This is a genomic window from Cyanobium sp. Alchichica 3B3-8F6 (genome assembly GCF_024346435.1).
Taxonomy (GTDB): Bacteria; Cyanobacteriota; Cyanobacteriia; order PCC-6307; family Cyanobiaceae; genus Cyanobium_A.
The window spans coordinates 71344-85294 of record NZ_JAGQCZ010000005.1; the positions used below are offsets into that span (position 1 = coordinate 71344).

Annotated in this window: 17 protein-coding genes; 11 read left to right on the top strand and 6 right to left on the bottom strand. The window is 66.4% G+C overall.

Annotation, left to right across the window (positions count from 1 at the left end):
* Positions 1 to 930, bottom strand: a complete 930-nt coding sequence (locus KBY65_RS05640; RefSeq protein WP_094559888.1) for a Tab2/Atab2 family RNA-binding protein — start codon at positions 928 to 930, stop codon at positions 1 to 3.
* Entirely contained in the window at positions 927 to 2228 is a 1302-nt protein-coding gene (locus KBY65_RS05645) for a S1 RNA-binding domain-containing protein (protein ID WP_409996625.1), read from the bottom strand. The genes KBY65_RS05640 and KBY65_RS05645 overlap by 4 nt, the downstream gene beginning before the upstream one ends.
* A gap of 49 nt (positions 2229 to 2277) precedes the next feature.
* Between KBY65_RS05645 and KBY65_RS05650 the strand changes: the two genes are divergently transcribed.
* From KBY65_RS05650 to folE, 6 genes are all read left to right on the top strand, one after another.
* Positions 2278 to 3096 carry a creatininase family protein gene (locus KBY65_RS05650; protein ID WP_094559887.1) on the top strand — a complete coding sequence of 273 codons (819 nt, stop codon included), beginning with the start codon at positions 2278 to 2280 and terminating at the stop codon, positions 3094 to 3096.
* Between the two features lie 43 nt (positions 3097 to 3139).
* Positions 3140 to 3871 (top strand): aldehyde oxygenase (deformylating), encoded by a 732-nt coding sequence (locus tag KBY65_RS05655; protein ID WP_094559886.1) that lies wholly within the window; start codon positions 3140 to 3142, stop codon positions 3869 to 3871.
* A 75-nt stretch (positions 3872 to 3946) separates the two neighbouring features.
* Complete coding sequence (locus tag KBY65_RS05660; protein WP_255000876.1) at positions 3947 to 4999, top strand: long-chain acyl-[acyl-carrier-protein] reductase; 1053 nt, start codon at positions 3947 to 3949, stop codon at positions 4997 to 4999.
* 37 nt (positions 5000 to 5036) lie between these two features.
* A complete protein-coding gene (locus KBY65_RS05665) occupies positions 5037 to 6026 on the top strand; it encodes an acetyl-CoA carboxylase carboxyltransferase subunit alpha (RefSeq protein WP_094559884.1) in 990 nt (329 codons plus the stop codon).
* A gap of 38 nt (positions 6027 to 6064) precedes the next feature.
* On the top strand, positions 6065 to 6796 hold the full coding sequence (locus KBY65_RS05670) for an SDR family oxidoreductase (protein WP_255000807.1): 732 nt from the start codon (positions 6065 to 6067) through the stop codon (positions 6794 to 6796).
* An 8-nt stretch (positions 6797 to 6804) separates the two neighbouring features.
* Positions 6805 to 7548 carry a GTP cyclohydrolase I gene (gene folE, locus KBY65_RS05675; protein ID WP_094559883.1) on the top strand — a complete coding sequence of 248 codons (744 nt, stop codon included), beginning with the start codon at positions 6805 to 6807 and terminating at the stop codon, positions 7546 to 7548.
* A gap of 18 nt (positions 7549 to 7566) precedes the next feature.
* Here folE and KBY65_RS05680 read toward each other — a convergent pair whose 3' ends face one another.
* Both KBY65_RS05680 and KBY65_RS05685 read right to left on the bottom strand, forming a co-directional pair.
* Positions 7567 to 8094, bottom strand: a complete 528-nt coding sequence (locus KBY65_RS05680) for a hypothetical protein (protein ID WP_255000808.1) — start codon at positions 8092 to 8094, stop codon at positions 7567 to 7569.
* Between the two features lie 45 nt (positions 8095 to 8139).
* Positions 8140 to 8790 (bottom strand): phosphoribosylanthranilate isomerase, encoded by a 651-nt coding sequence (locus KBY65_RS05685; RefSeq protein ID WP_255000809.1) that lies wholly within the window; start codon positions 8788 to 8790, stop codon positions 8140 to 8142.
* An 87-nt stretch (positions 8791 to 8877) separates the two neighbouring features.
* Between KBY65_RS05685 and KBY65_RS05690 the strand changes: the two genes are divergently transcribed.
* Positions 8878 to 10137, top strand: coding sequence for a site-2 protease family protein (locus KBY65_RS05690; RefSeq protein WP_094559880.1), 1260 nt, complete (start codon positions 8878 to 8880; stop codon positions 10135 to 10137).
* Here the strand turns inward: KBY65_RS05690 and KBY65_RS05695 are convergent.
* Positions 10071 to 10862, bottom strand: coding sequence for a lipoyl protein ligase domain-containing protein (locus KBY65_RS05695; protein WP_094559879.1), 792 nt, complete (start codon positions 10860 to 10862; stop codon positions 10071 to 10073). The two genes, KBY65_RS05690 and KBY65_RS05695, sit on opposite strands and share 67 nt — an antisense overlap.
* A 17-nt stretch (positions 10863 to 10879) precedes the next feature.
* On the opposite strand from KBY65_RS05695, the gene KBY65_RS05700 reads away from it, so the two are divergent.
* Complete coding sequence (locus tag KBY65_RS05700; RefSeq protein WP_255000810.1) at positions 10880 to 11647, top strand: sulfite exporter TauE/SafE family protein; 768 nt, start codon at positions 10880 to 10882, stop codon at positions 11645 to 11647.
* Between the two features lie 2 nt (positions 11648 to 11649).
* On the opposite strand, the gene KBY65_RS05705 is transcribed toward KBY65_RS05700, so the two are convergent.
* Positions 11650 to 12138, bottom strand: a complete 489-nt coding sequence (locus KBY65_RS05705; RefSeq protein ID WP_254988209.1) for a CRR6 family NdhI maturation factor — start codon at positions 12136 to 12138, stop codon at positions 11650 to 11652.
* Positions 12139 to 12226: 88 nt separating this feature from the next.
* Here KBY65_RS05705 and psaM point away from each other — a divergent pair, with 88 nt between their 5' ends.
* The 3 genes from psaM (at position 12227) to KBY65_RS05720 (ending at position 13936) form a co-directional block, all read left to right on the top strand.
* Positions 12227 to 12331 carry a photosystem I reaction center subunit XII gene (psaM, locus tag KBY65_RS05710; protein ID WP_094559878.1) on the top strand — a complete coding sequence of 35 codons (105 nt, stop codon included), beginning with the start codon at positions 12227 to 12229 and terminating at the stop codon, positions 12329 to 12331.
* Between the two features lie 233 nt (positions 12332 to 12564).
* Positions 12565 to 12933, top strand: coding sequence for a hypothetical protein (locus tag KBY65_RS05715; RefSeq protein ID WP_255000812.1), 369 nt, complete (start codon positions 12565 to 12567; stop codon positions 12931 to 12933).
* A gap of 28 nt (positions 12934 to 12961) precedes the next feature.
* Positions 12962 to 13936: a protochlorophyllide reductase gene (locus KBY65_RS05720; protein ID WP_255000813.1), complete on the top strand. Its 975-nt coding sequence runs from the start codon at positions 12962 to 12964 to the stop codon at positions 13934 to 13936.
* Positions 13937 to 13951 lie beyond the last annotated feature (15 nt).

A 13951-nucleotide genomic window follows, 5' to 3' on the forward strand; every position in this document is an offset into this window, starting at 1 on the left:
TCAGGCGTCGGGGAGGTCGCGCAGCAGCCAGAAGCCCTCGAAGCGCTGGTCGTCTTCGCGGGCCTGGACGGCGAGAAATTGCAGCCCTCCGGCCTGCTGGCGGGCCGCGGCGAAGGCCGTTACCGCCGCCTTCGCCTCATCGGCCGGAAGATCGCTCAGTAGCCAGCGGTCTTCCAATCCGGCCTCAAGCACCAGCTGTTGCCCGCTGATGTCCAGGCGCACCGGCTCCAACCCCGCCAGCCAACCGGCCAGGGCCAGGGCCCGGGAGGCACTGAACAGGCGAATCCCTGGCACCGGCACCTCTGGGGAGAGGTCTTCCGGCAGAGGCACCAGGCCGGCAAATCCCAGCTCCCAGTCGGCCGCGCTGGCGAGGGCGCCCACGGGCAGGGTGGCCCAGCCCCAGCTCTCGCCCCGAGCCGCTTCTGGCAGGGGTACGGCGATCGGGCGGATCGGCTGGGGTGGCGGTGCCAGGGGGCCGGCCATGTAGCCGCTCTCCTGGGGGTAAACGTCGCGCTCCCGCTCCTGCAGCCAGGTCACCAGCGCATAGGTGCGCCGGCTGGGCACCAGTTCCAGGCCCAGACCCTCGGCGGCCCGTTGCACCATGGTGCGCATCGAGGCCCGCCAGCAGCGCAGCCGCCGTGGGGGCCCGAAGCCCTTGGCGGCAGCAGCGGCCAGGGCTTGCTCGAGGGCGTCCTTCAGCCAGATCGAGTTGACGCTGGAGGCGGGGCAGGCCTGCACCCAGCGAAAGATTGCAGCGGAGGGCTGTTCTGCGGTCTGCACCTGGGGCGTGGAGCAGATCAGCAGCTCCCAGCGCTTCTTGCCGTCGGGCTCGAGGATGGGCCGTGAGTAGTAGTCGAGCTCCCAGTCGGGGGAGAGGGCGGTTGTCACTGGGGCCTCCACTGGCTCCGCTGGAACAGGGGCCTTGCTCATCCGGCCTGTTGCTCCTGCTGGCGGAGCACCGAGCGGGCGCGGTTGGCACGGTCAGTGGCTTCGTCCATCACCTTGTCTTTGTCGATCAGCAGTTCGCCCGGCTGGCCTTCCAGCAGGGCGGTGTTGAGGGCGATGCGACCGCGGCCTGGATCGAGCTCGGTGATCAGGGCCTTGAGCCGATCGCCTTGGCCGAACACCTCGCGCAGCTCGCGCAATTGACCGCCGGTGATCGCCGACTGGTGCAGCAGGCCGCTCACGCCCCCCAGGTCCACAAACAGGCCGTAGGGCTTGATCGACACCACCTGCCCTTCCACCAATTGACCCACCTCCAGGTTCTGGAACAGGGCGGCGGTAGCGGCTCTCTTCTCCGACAGCACCAACTTGCGGGTTTCGGGGTTGACCTCCAGGAACGCCGCCCCGAGGGTTTTGCCCACCAGGGCTTCATGGTTTTCACCCTCCTGCAGCTGGGAGCGGGGAATGAAGCCGCGCAGTCCCTCCAGATCGCAGGTGACGCCGCCGCGATTGAAGCCGTTCACCTTCACCTGCACCACCTTGCCCTCCTTTTCCAGGGCGCGCACCTTCTCCCAGCTCTGGCGCAGGGCGAGGGCCCGGGCGCTGATGGTCACCATCCCGTCGGCATTCTGCTCGCGGGTCACCAGCACCTCGAGCTCGAGCCCCTTGGGAAAGCGCTCCTTGAGATCGGTGATCACACCAAGGCCGCATTCCGCTTTCGGCATGAACCCCGGGGCCTTGCCACCGATGTCCACGTACACCCCATCACTCTCCAGGCCTATCACCGTGCCGCGCACCACTTCCCCGGTGGTGCCGTGGGGTTCGTGCTCGTCGAGGGCGGCCAGGAACGCCTCCTCGTCAAAATCGAAATCGTCGACGCTGCGGGCCGGTGCGCTGCCAGCCTGATCGGCGCTCGAGGTGCGGCGCGACTGCCGTTGCTGATTGGAGTCTGGCCCCAGCAGGTCGGCCATGGTGAGGCCTTCCATGCCCCCCAGGTCGAAGAGGTCGTCGTCGTTGCGGGCTGGGGTCCGCACCGGGCTGGGGGGTGGAGCGGCGGCGGCCGGGGGTTCCGGAGTTCGGACGGATTCCGGCTTGGGCGGCGCCACGACGGGCTCGGGCGCTGCCACGACGGGCTGATCCTTGCGGATCATCAACACCTGGGGCGGCTTGCGCAGCGGGGCCACGGGCTGCGGCTGGGCGGCTCCAGGGGGCACCGGGCGCGATGAACCCGGTGCTGGCGCGGGAGATGACGCAGACGAGGGCGGTTGGCTGCCGGTACCGGCCATCTCCACTGGGGGCTGAGAGCCTCACACTGTAGAGATCCGTTCTGATGCAATGGAGTCTCGGCGCCACGTGCAACAACTGGCCTGGCCCCAGGTCGAGCAGATTGCAGCCCGGTGGGGAAGCACGGTGGTATGGCCCTGGGGTGCGGTGGAGCAACACGGGCCCCATCTCCCCTTGGGCACTGATGGCCTATTTGCCGAACGGGTGCTGGATGCGGCGCTCGCCGCCCTGGATGCGGACCTGCCGATCCTGCGGCTGCCGCTGCAGGCCATCGGCTTTTCACCCGAGCATCGCGGCTTCTGCGGCACCCTCAGCCTCCCGCCCGGTCTGGTGATCGACCAGGTGGTGGCCGTTGGCCGTGAACTGGCTGCCACCGGGTTTCGGCGGTTGGTGCTGTTCAACGCCCATGGGGGCCAGATCGCCCTGTTGCAAACGGCCGCGCGCCAACTCCGGGCGGAGTGCCCCGAGCTCGTGGTGTTGCCTTGCTTTTTGTGGAGTGGTCCGGAGGGAATCGCCGAGCTGATCCCGGAGCCGGAGCGCTCCGTCGGATTGCATGCCGGCCTGGTGGAAACCAGCCTGATGCTGCATCTGGCTCCTGAGCTGGTGGGCGAGGAGCGCCCCTGCGATGGACGCAAGGCTGGCCCCAGCCCGGCGGGATGGAGTTTGGAGGGGGCTGCCCCGCTGGCCTGGCTTACCCAAGACCTGAGCGATTCCGGTGTGATCGGCGATGCTCGGGGTGCTTCGGCGGCGCTGGGGGCCCAGTTGTTTGAGCGTCTGGTGGAGGGATGGCTGCAACGCTTCGACGCTCTGCTACGCAGCCCGTGGCCAACGACGGAGACCCCTCCACCCAGCCGGACAGGTGCCCGGTAAGGGTAGCTACAGTTGGGGGATCTGTTCCAAGTGCACGGCCGCCATGGCAACCCTCGCCTCCCCTGCAGTTTCCGAGGCGACTTCCGCCCAGCAACTGCCCGATCAACTGCCCGACTTCAGCACCGACGCCTACAAAGACGCCTACAGCCGCATCAACGCCATCGTGATCGAGGGTGAGCAGGAAGCGCACGATAACTACATCGCCATCGGCACGCTGATCCCCGACCAGGCTGAGGAGCTTGCCCGGCTGGCCCGCATGGAGCTCAAGCACATGAAAGGGTTCACGGCCTGCGCCAACAACCTGGGCGTCACCGCCGACATGCCTTTTGCCAAGGAGTTCTTCGCACCGCTTCACGGCAATTTCCAGAAGGCCCTAGCCGAGGGCAAGGTGACCACCTGCCTGCTGATCCAGGCGATTTTGATTGAGGCCTTCGCCATTTCGGCCTACCACATCTATATCCCTGTCGCTGATCCCTTCGCCCGCAAGATCACCGAGGGAGTTGTCAAAGATGAATACACCCACCTCAACTATGGACAGGAGTGGTTGAAGGCCAACCTCGAGACCTGCCGTGAAGAGCTTGAGCAGGCCAACCGCGACAACCTGCCTCTGGTGCGCAAGATGCTCGAGCAGGTGGCTGGTGATGCGTCCGTTCTTCACATGGACCAGGAAGATCTGATGGCGGATTTCCTCACGTCGTACCAGGAAGCACTCATGGATGTGGGCCTCACCTCCCGTGAGATCGCCAAGATGGCAGCGGCGGCCTTGATCGGCTAACCCGCGTTGGCTAACCATCCCGCCAGGCCGATCCTGGCGGGATGTAGCGTCGGCGACATCCCCTGGGGATTGCCCATGTTCGGCCTCATCGGTCACTCCACAAGCTTTGAGGAGGCCCGTGCCAAAGCCCGCAGCCTCGGCTTTGAGGAGTTCGCTGAGGGCGACTTGGATGTGTGGTGCAGTGCCCCTCCCCAATTGGTGGAGCGGCTCGAGGTGACGAGTGCCACCGGGAAAACGATCGAAGGGGCCTACATCGACTCCTGTTTCGTTCCTGAAATGTTGAGCCGGTTCAAAACCGCTCGGCGCAAGGTGCTCAGTGCCATGGAGCTGGCCCAGAAAAATGGCCTTGACATCACGGCCCTGGGCGGCTTCACCTCGATCATTTTCGAGAATTTCAATCTGCTCAAAGAGCAGCAGATCCGCTCCACAACCCTGGAGTGGGAACGCTTCACCACCGGCAACACCCACACCGCCTGGGTGATCTGCCGCCAGGTGGAAACCAATGCCCCGTTGCTGGGAATTGATCTACGCCAGGCCCGGGTGGCCGTGGTGGGCGCCACCGGTGACATTGGCAGCGCGGTGTGTCGCTGGCTCAGCCAGCGCACCGGTGTCAAGGAGCTGCTGCTGGTGGCCCGTCAGCCGCAACCTCTGCTTGATCTACAGCAGGAGCTGGGCGGCGGGCGGATTCTCAGCCTCGAGGAAGCCCTGCCGGAAGCGGATGTGGTGGTGTGGGTGGCCAGCCTGCCCCAGACCCTCAGCATCGATGCGGCCAACCTCAAGTCGCCCTGCCTGATGATCGACGGGGGCTATCCAAAAAATCTCGACACCAAGGCCAGCGGTGCTGGCATCCATGTGCTGAAAGGGGGCATCGTTGAATTTTTCAGCGACATCACCTGGCAGATGATGGAAATGGCTGAAATGGACAATCCCAAGCGTCAGATGTTTGCTTGTTTCGCTGAAGCGATTCTGTTGGAGTTTGAAGGGATTCACACCAATTTCAGTTGGGGGCGCAACAACATCACCCTCGACAAAATGGATCTGATTGGAGCCGCCTCCGAGCGCCACGGTTTTCGGGCCCTGGGTCTGGCCCTGCAGTCCGATCCCAGCCCAGCGCTAACCACGGCCTAGTTCATCCCTCCTCCTCTTCCCTCCCAACATCCTTGCCATGGCTCGCCGCGCCCTGCTGGAGTTCGAAAAACCGCTGGTTGAGCTCGAGGAACAGATCGAGCAGATCCGCCAACTGGCCCGTGATTCGGAAGTGGACGTGAGCCAGCAGCTGCTGCAGCTCGAAACCCTCGCGACCCGGCGCCGCAAGGACATCTTCGATGCCCTGACGCCCTCTCAGAAAATCCAGGTGGCTCGCCACCCCCAGCGCCCCAGCACACTGGACTACATCCAGGTGATCACCGATGAGTGGCTGGAGCTGCACGGCGATCGCCGTGGCAGCGACGACCAGGCGCTGGTGGGTGGCGTGGGCCGTATCGGTGACCAGGGCGTGGTGCTGCTGGGCCACCAGAAGGGGCGCGACACCAAGGAAAATGTGGCCCGCAACTTCGGGATGGCCTCACCCGGGGGCTACCGCAAGGCGATGCGGCTGATGGAGCATGCCGACCGCTTCCGTCTGCCGATCCTGAGCTTCATCGACACCCCAGGCGCCTATGCGGGGGTGCTGGCGGAGGAGCAAGGTCAGGGCGAAGCCATTGCGGTGAACCTGCGCGAGATGTTCCGGCTGCGGGTGCCCATCCTTGCCACGGTGATTGGAGAAGGAGGCTCCGGTGGAGCTCTTGGCATCGGTGTGGCCGATCGGCTGCTGATGTTCGAGCACAGCGTTTACACCGTGGCCAGCCCGGAAGCCTGTGCCTCGATCCTCTGGCGGGATGCAGGCAAGGCGTCAACTGCCGCTGAAGCCTTGAAGATCACCGGCCCCGATCTGCTCCAACTTGGGATTGTGGATCTGGTGCTGCCGGAGCCCTCCGGCGGCAACCACTGGGCCCCCTTGCAAGCCGCCGAAACCCTCAAGACCGCCCTGCTGGAGCAACTCGCCGAGCTGCAAACCCTCAGCGAGACCCAATTGATTGAGCAGCGCTACGCCAAGTTCCGGCGTATGGGGCGCGTCCTGGAGAGTGAGACCCCAGATCCCTCCCGCAGCTCTTAAGGTTTCCTTCGGTTCCATCGACGTCCTGGCGTTTGCCCTTGTCTGATCCAACTCCTAAGGCGCCTGTGGCCCTGATCTCCGGAGCCTCCCGGGGAATCGGGGCCACGGCGGCACGGCTGTTCGCCGCCGCCGGCTACGACCTGCTGTTGCTGGCCCGCCCGTCGCAGGAGTTCGATGCCCTGACGAGCGAGCTGGGCCAGAGCGGTCACCGCGTTGAGACCATCGGCCTTGATTTGGGCGATTCCACAGCCGTGGGCCCCGGTCTCGAAGACCTCTGCAGCCGTGGTCTCATCCCTTCCGTGGTGATCAACAACGCCGGCATGGCCTATACCGGCTCCCTGGCGGAGATGCCGCTGGCGCAGTGGCAGCAGGTGATGCAGCTCAACCTCACGGCCGTGTTTCAGCTGTGTCAGGCGCTGGTGCCGCGCCTGCGGGCGGCTAGTGGTGGTCACATCATCAATGTCAGCAGCCATGCTGCCCACAACGCCTTTCCCGACTGGGGTGCCTACTGCATCAGCAAGGCCGCCTTGGTCTCCTTGAGCCGCTGCCTGGCGGCTGAAGAACGCTCCCACGGGATACGGGTCAGCACCCTCACCCTGGGTGCGGTGAATACGCCCCTCTGGGAGAGTGAAACCGTCCACAGCTCCTTTGATCGCCGTGCCATGCTTGAGGTTGAGCGGGCGGCCGAAGCCCTGCTGTATCTGGCCCAACAGCCCGCCACTCTGGTGGTGGAAGACCTCACCCTCATGCCGGCCGCCGGCGCGTTTTGAGCCCCTCCATGACCTCGACCCTGCCTTCAAGTCTTCCCTCCCGCGCAAGTGCCCCGGACGCGGGTCCGTTGCCAGTGAGTCTGCGGATCCGTGAGCGCTTGGATGCGGCAGGTGTGGCGTATCTCGCCAACGACAACATCGCCGAGCATCTCAAGGAGGGCGAGCTCGATCAGCTGGAAATTGAAGTGGCTGGCAAGGTGCGCGAGCTGCTGCGCAGCTTGGTGATCGATATCGACAATGATCACAACACCGAGGAGACGGCCGAGCGGGTTGCCCGGATGTACCTCCACGAAGTGTTCAAGGGCCGTTATCACCACCAGCCCAAGATCGCCAGCTTCCCCAACGTCAAGAAGCTCGACGAGATCTACACCGTTGGCCCCATTTCGGTGCGCTCGGCCTGTTCCCACCACTTGGTGCCGATTCTCGGCAATTGCTGGATCGGCATCAAGCCTGGCGATCGGGTCATCGGGCTGTCGAAATTCTCACGGGTGGCTGATTGGGTGTTTTCTCGCCCCCACATCCAAGAAGAAGCGGTGATGATTTTGGCCGATGAGATTGAGCGTCTCTGTGAGCCCCAGGGCCTGGCGATCCTGGTGAAAGCCCAGCACTACTGCATGAAGTGGCGGGGCGTGAAAGAACCCCAAACCAGCATGGTCAATTCCGTGATGAGGGGCGATTTCCGGTTGGATCCCAGCCTCAAGGCTGAGTTCTTCGAGTTAGTCAAGCAGCAGGAAGCGTTGCTGTCCACCTGAGTCTCTGGGCTCTCGCCGTTAAGGAGTCGGCCGCACCGGGCCAAAAGGGGTTGAGGCCTGGCGGTTGGCGCCTCCCTCTGGTGTGGACACCGTCACGACCACCATCACTTCGCTCGAAACGTCCTGGGGCTGGAGCACATAAGTGGGGCCGCTGGCCCCGCTGATCAGCAGCCACTGGCTGGCACCAGGAGTGCGGCGGTACCAGTGGAAGGCCTGCGGCGGCAAGGCGGCCAAGAGGTCGGCAACGGCGGTGGCCTGGAGCACCTGGCCCTGCACCGCCTCTCCCTGCAGCACCAGTTGTTGCAAGCCATCGATCTGCTGCTGCACCGCGCTTTCCTGGGCCAGGTCGGCGCTGATCTGCTGGCGCAGCGCGCTGATCTGGGCCTGGGGATCGGCGCTTACCCCCGGCACGCAGGAGAGCTGACCGTCCACCAGCTGGCAGCCCACCAGGTCCTGGGCCTGCAGGGGCAGCATCAGGGCGGGCGTCGCTGCACCGGCCAGAGCGAGCAGCAGGGGCAGGGGAGCGAAACCAGAGAGGCAGCCCATCATCGCGTCGTGAACACAGCCTGATCTTGGCCGCAAAGGCCGACCTCAGCCAAGTTCTCCCCGAACGGCAGCCACCAGCGCCTGCACCAACGCCAGATCCTTGTCGCCAGGAGCCCGCTCCACACCGCTGGACGCATCCAGCCCCGTGGGCGTCAGCTGGGCCAGCAGCGGCGCCACCCGATCGGCCCGGATGCCCCCCGCCAGCCACCAGGGCAGGGGCGGAGTGAAACCCGCCAGCCACTCGCTGGGAATGCGGTGGCCCGTCCCCCCCAGCTGGTCGGGCACCCAGGCATCCAGGAGCAGGGCATCCACGGCGTGGGCGTAGTCCCACGCCTGTTTCAGGTCGTGGGGGCTGCGGATCCGCAGGGCCTTCCAAACCGTGCAGCCCAGGCTCGCCCGCAGCTGGTGGCAGCGCTCCGGCGTTTCCGAGCCGTGTAGCTGCACCACCCCATGGCCTTGGCCGCCGGCCAGCTCCGCCAGCTGCCGGTCGTCGGGATCGGCCACCACCAACACCCTCTGGCAGAGGGGGGCGGCCGCCTGAACGGCGGCAAACAGGGGTGGCCGTTGGCCTGGCTCCAGGTAGCGCGGTGATCCGGGCACGCCGATCACGCCGATCGCATCGACCCCCAGGCAGGCCACCGCCGCCGCCTGCTCGGGATCCCGCAGGCCGCAAATCTTCAGCAGGGGAAACGTCATGGCTTGAGCGCGTGCCGTTGGGCCTTTCTAGGATTCATGCTCTGACGCTTCGGGCCTGGCCTGGGCAGACACTCGGGTGGAAGGGCCGTGGGAGAGGGCTGGCAGCTGTTCAAGATCAGGGGAATTCCCCTGCGCATTCATCCCAGCTGGTTTGTGATCCTGGCGTTGGCCACTGCCGCCTTCCAGCAGCACTACAGCCTCAGCCTTAAGGATCCGGTTGGCGCGGCAGCGCTCTGGGGCCTGGGCCTGGCGACGGCGGTGCTGTTGTTTGTGTCCGTGCTGCTGCACGAGCTGGGCCATTCCCTGGTGGCCCTGGCCCAGGGGGTGCAGGTGCGCAGCATCACGCTCTTTTTGCTGGGCGGTGTCGCCAGCGTCGAGCGGGAATGCAGCACGGCCATGGGTGCCCTGCTGGTGGCCGCGGCAGGGCCCGCGGTGAGCTTGCTGCTGGGCGGGGCTCTGTTGGCTGGCACCCACACGGCGGACCACGTCTCGCCCTTGCTGGGGGCGATGGTGGCTCAGCTGGGCTCCCTCAACCTGGTGCTGGGCCTGTTCAACCTGCTGCCGGGTCTGCCTCTCGATGGCGGGCTGATCGTCAAGGCTCTGGTGTGGCAGGCCAGCGGCAGCCAGCGGCGGGGTGTGGAGGTTGCCAACAGCTGCGGTCGCCTGCTGTCGCTGCTTGCGATCGGTTTGGGCACGGTGGTGCTGTTGCGGGGCGGCGGCCTCAGTGGCGCCTGGTTGATGCTGCTGGGCTGGTTCGGTTTAGGGGCGTCCCGCAACCAGCGGCAGATGCTGGCCCTGCAGCAAACCCTCAATGCCTTGAAAGTGCGGGATGCGGCGGGGCGACGGTTTCGGGTGCTGGAGGCGGCTGGTCGGCTGCGGGAGCTCAGCCAGATTCGACTCTCCCAGGCCACCGAGGCCGACCAGGACGACTGGCTGCTGGTGTGCGACCGCGGCCGTTGGCAGGGGGTCATCGACGACACGCCACTGCAGCAGCTGCCGGTGCAGCGCTGGGACAGCGACCGCATTGGTGATCACATGCAGCCCCTTTCCAGCCTGCCGGCCATCCGCGAGTCAGCGCCCCTGTGGCAGGCGGTGCAGCAGCTTGAAGACAGCGGTGCCAACCGATTGCTCGTGCTCAGCCCAGCCGGATTGCCCTGCGGCACGATCGAGCGCCCTGAGCTGGGCGAAGCCGTGCTCGCCAAACTGGGCCTGCGCCTACCGGCACCGCTGCTGGCCACGGCTCGGCGCCACGGCACCTATCCCCTGGGCCTGGCTCTGCCTCAGGTGGTGCGCTCGATGCTGGCCTCCGGCGAGGCCAAGGGCGGCGTCGACCCGTTGACCCAATAGGGGGCACGGCCCGCGGCGATGCGGGCCCATTCCGCGGCGCTCAGCGGCAGGGGCACAACCCCAGCGGTGGCCGTGGGCAGAGCTGCCGCCGCGCATTGCTGCAGCAGTGCCTCCAGCTCCCTGGGGTCCAGCGGCAGGTCGGGCAAGGCGGGCGGGTTGGCGCCGAACACCAGCTGCCAGAGCTCGGCGGGTGGCTCCACCAGGATCGAGCCATGCTGCAGCAGGCACCCCTGGCGCCACAGCTGGGCGCTGCCGATTCGCTTGGCTCCTCCGGCATGCACCAGATCGGCGGCGGTGCTGCTGGCGAAGCAGTTGCTGCGTTGCAGGCTGGCGGCCTGACGACCCGGCTCCAGGGGTAGCCCCAGGCTGGCAAAGGCGTCGAGGAGCCAGCCGCAGGCCAGGGCGTAGGCCCGCTGGCGTTGCCGGGGCGCATCGGGCCAGACCAGTGCATAGGTGATCTCCCCGGCATGAAGCACCGCCCGGCCCCCACTCGGTCGGCGCACCAGCTCGATCAGCCCGCCAGCCGCCAGCTCGCCCCAGTGGGGCTCGAGGTGGTGCTGGTGAAATCCAAGCGACAGCGTTGGCCGCTGCCAGCGGTAGAGCCGAAACGCCGGTGCCCGTTGCTCCAGCAGCCACCCATCGATGGCCATCTGCCAGTCGCCCGCCAGGCAGCTGCTGGGCAGGGTGCGCAGGCGGGGTATGGGGGATGCTGAGGAAACCGCCATCGCCCCAGATTGCCCGGATGCTGTGGAGTTTGTTGCCCTATCTGCCCTTGGGCCTGCTGGCGGGGCTGCTCTCGGGGTTGCTGGGCATCGGTGGCGGGTTGGTGTTTGCGCCCCTGTTGTTGCTGGCGGGACTCGATCCGCACCAGGCCCTCGCCACCAGCACCCTGGCGATCGTGCCCACCACCCTGGGCGGCACCTGGACCCACCTCCGCAGCCGCAGTCTCCCGGTCCGGGGCAGCCTGGCGATCGGGCTGGGGGCCTGCCTCGGAGCCGGCCTGTTCAGCCAGATGGGCCTCGGCCTGCAGGGCTGGCACCTGCTCGCCCTGCAGGCCCTGATGTACGGCGTGCTTGCGTTCACGATCCGCCCCCAGTCCGCTCTGGCGGCCTTGGAGACGCCAAACCTCAATCAGCTCGGACTCACCACGGTGGGCTGGGTGGCGGGCTTGGCCACCGGTCTGCTGGGGCTGGGCGGTGGGCTGGTGATGGTGCCCCTGATGGTTCAGGTGCTGCGGGTGCCGATCCACCTGGCGATCCGCTTCAGCACCTTGGCGGTGCTGGTTTCGGCTGCGGTGGCCTCCAGCACGTTTCTGTTCGATGGCCGAGGGGTTCTACCGGTGGGCCTGGCCCTGGGTGCCACCGCCGCCATCGCAGCCCGCTGGTCGGCAGCGCGGCTCGATCGCGTCAGCGATGCCCAGCTGGTGTGGTTGCTGCGGGGTCTCACCCTGCTGCTGGCTGTGGATAGCGGCCGTCGCGCCCTGTTGCTGCTGTTGGGGTCGCCCAGCTGATGTCAGCTCGGGGGCAGCGGCGCCCAAAACTCGGCATCCAGCTCAAAGCCGAGCACGGCAGCCATTTGACCCAATCCCTGGCGGCACTGCAGCCCATGGCTGCGGGCCCAGGCATCCAGGCCGAACAGGCGGTGGGTAATCCACAGCTCCAGGGCTTCGGGGGCAAAGCGAATGCCCTCGGTGCGGCTGAAGTGATGGGGCACCAGCATCGCGACATGGCGGGTGAGTTGACCGCTGCTGCGCTCCAGCACCAGCGGCAGCCAGGGAAGTTCGGCATCGGCCCGCAGCGACCAGAGGCGCAGCTCGGGAATCTCCGAGAGCTCCCGGGGGTCATCGTCGGCCCGCGGCCAGTCGACGTTCAGCGTGAGGCTGCCGGCCTGCTGCACCAGGACGGCAGGGTTGAGTCGGGCCCAGGGCTGCAGGCCGCCCAGATCCAGATTGCGGATTTGCGACGCGGTGATCTCCACGGAATCCATCAAGACAGCAGCCATCAAGAGCTGTGACAGCAGGGCGGGTGAGGCTGGACCGTAGCCACCGCAGGGCAAAGAATGGGGCGCACCCTGTTGCGTTCACAGCCCGATGGTTTCTGCACTCAGCCAGGCCGAAATTCTGATTGCCCTGGTGGTGGCCGCCCATGCGGGCGTGCTGGCCGTTCGTCTGTGCTTCAGTCTTTACAAGGCTTGAGGCATCGCATCCATCCCCTTGGCAAGCGGGGGCTGGGCCGCTAGAAGCGTGCAAGACCTGCCGGGCCCTGCCCCATCGGTGCCAGCATGCCCTCTCCGCCCCCCTCTGCATTCAGGCCGGCTGCATCCAGACCAACTGCGGTCAAGCACGCTGCAGACATGTCCGCTCGGGGAGCTGTTTCACGTGATTCCGCACGAGCAAGCTCCGTGCCACGTGTCTCCAAATCGACGGGATTGGATCGCTCGGCCCCCCCTTTCGCTTCGGGGGGCGAAACGGCTGCATTGCAAGCCCTCTCCACCGAGCGCCAGGAGCTGCTCTGCAGCTTGATTGGCCTTGCCGTGAAGGTGGGATTGGTGGTGGTGGCGGGCGTGAGCCTGGCCCGCCTGGCTTCGGCTTACCAGGAGCGCATGGAGCGGCAGGGTGAGCTCTCCGCCGTGCTCGATCTGGAGCAGGCCAAGTTGTCCAAGGCCCGTGACCGGTTTGATCATTTGTTCATGGTGGAGGGGGAGCAGCGTCTGATCCGCGAGCAAAACCAGTGGATCGCTCCCAACCGCCTGCGGGTGGTGTGGCAAACCCCTGAAGCCAGCCAGCCCACCCCGTAAGTTAGGGCCCGCTGTTTAGACGGGTTTGATGGCGGACGCTGCTGGCGCCGGAACGGTTCTGATCACCGGCACCACCTCAGGGGTTGGGCTGAATGCGGCCAAAGCCCTGGCGGATCGGGGCTGGTTTGTGGTGACGGCCAACCGTGATCCGGTGCGGGCCGCTGCCGCCGTCGAATCCCTGGGCATTCCTTCGTCGCAGCTCAGCCACCTGCGCATCGACCTCGGCGACCTCGACAGTGTGCGCGTGGGGGTGGAAACCCTGGTGGCCTCCCTGGGACGTCCGCTCGATGCCCTGGTGATCAATGCCGCTGTCTACAAGCCTCGGCTCAAGGAACCTGAGCGGTCTCCCCAGGGCTACGAGATTTCGATGGCCACCAACCACCTGGGTCATTTCCTGCTGATTCAGCTGCTGCTGCCGGATCTGCAGCGCTCCAGCCACCCCTCGCGTCGGCTGGTGGTGCTCGGCACCGTCACCGCCAACTCCAAGGAACTGGGCGGCAAGATCCCGATCCCCGCCCCGGCGGACCTCGGCGATCTGGCGGGCTTCAAGGCCGGCTTCAAGGCGCCGATCGCCATGGCCAATGGCAAGCCCTTCAAGCCCGGCAAGGCCTACAAGGACAGCAAGCTCTGCAACATGATCACCACCCAGGAGCTGCACCGCCGGCTGCACGCCTCCACCGGCCTTGTGTTCAGCTCCCTCTATCCGGGCTGCGTGGCCGACACCCCCCTGTTCCGCAATGCTCCCAAGGCCTTCCAGAAGATCTTCCCCTGGTTCCAGAAGAACATCACCGGCGGTTACGTGAGCCAAGCCCTGGCGGGTGAGCGGGTGGCCCAGGTGGTGGCCGACCCCGCCTTCGCCGCGTCTGGGGTGCACTGGAGCTGGGGCAACCGCCAGAAGCAGGGCGGCAAGCAGTTCAGCCAGGAGCTTTCCGACAAGGCCAGCAACCCCGACACCGCCCAGGGGGTGTGGGCCGAATCGATGAAGTTGGTGGGGCTGGCCTGATCCAGCCCCTGACCG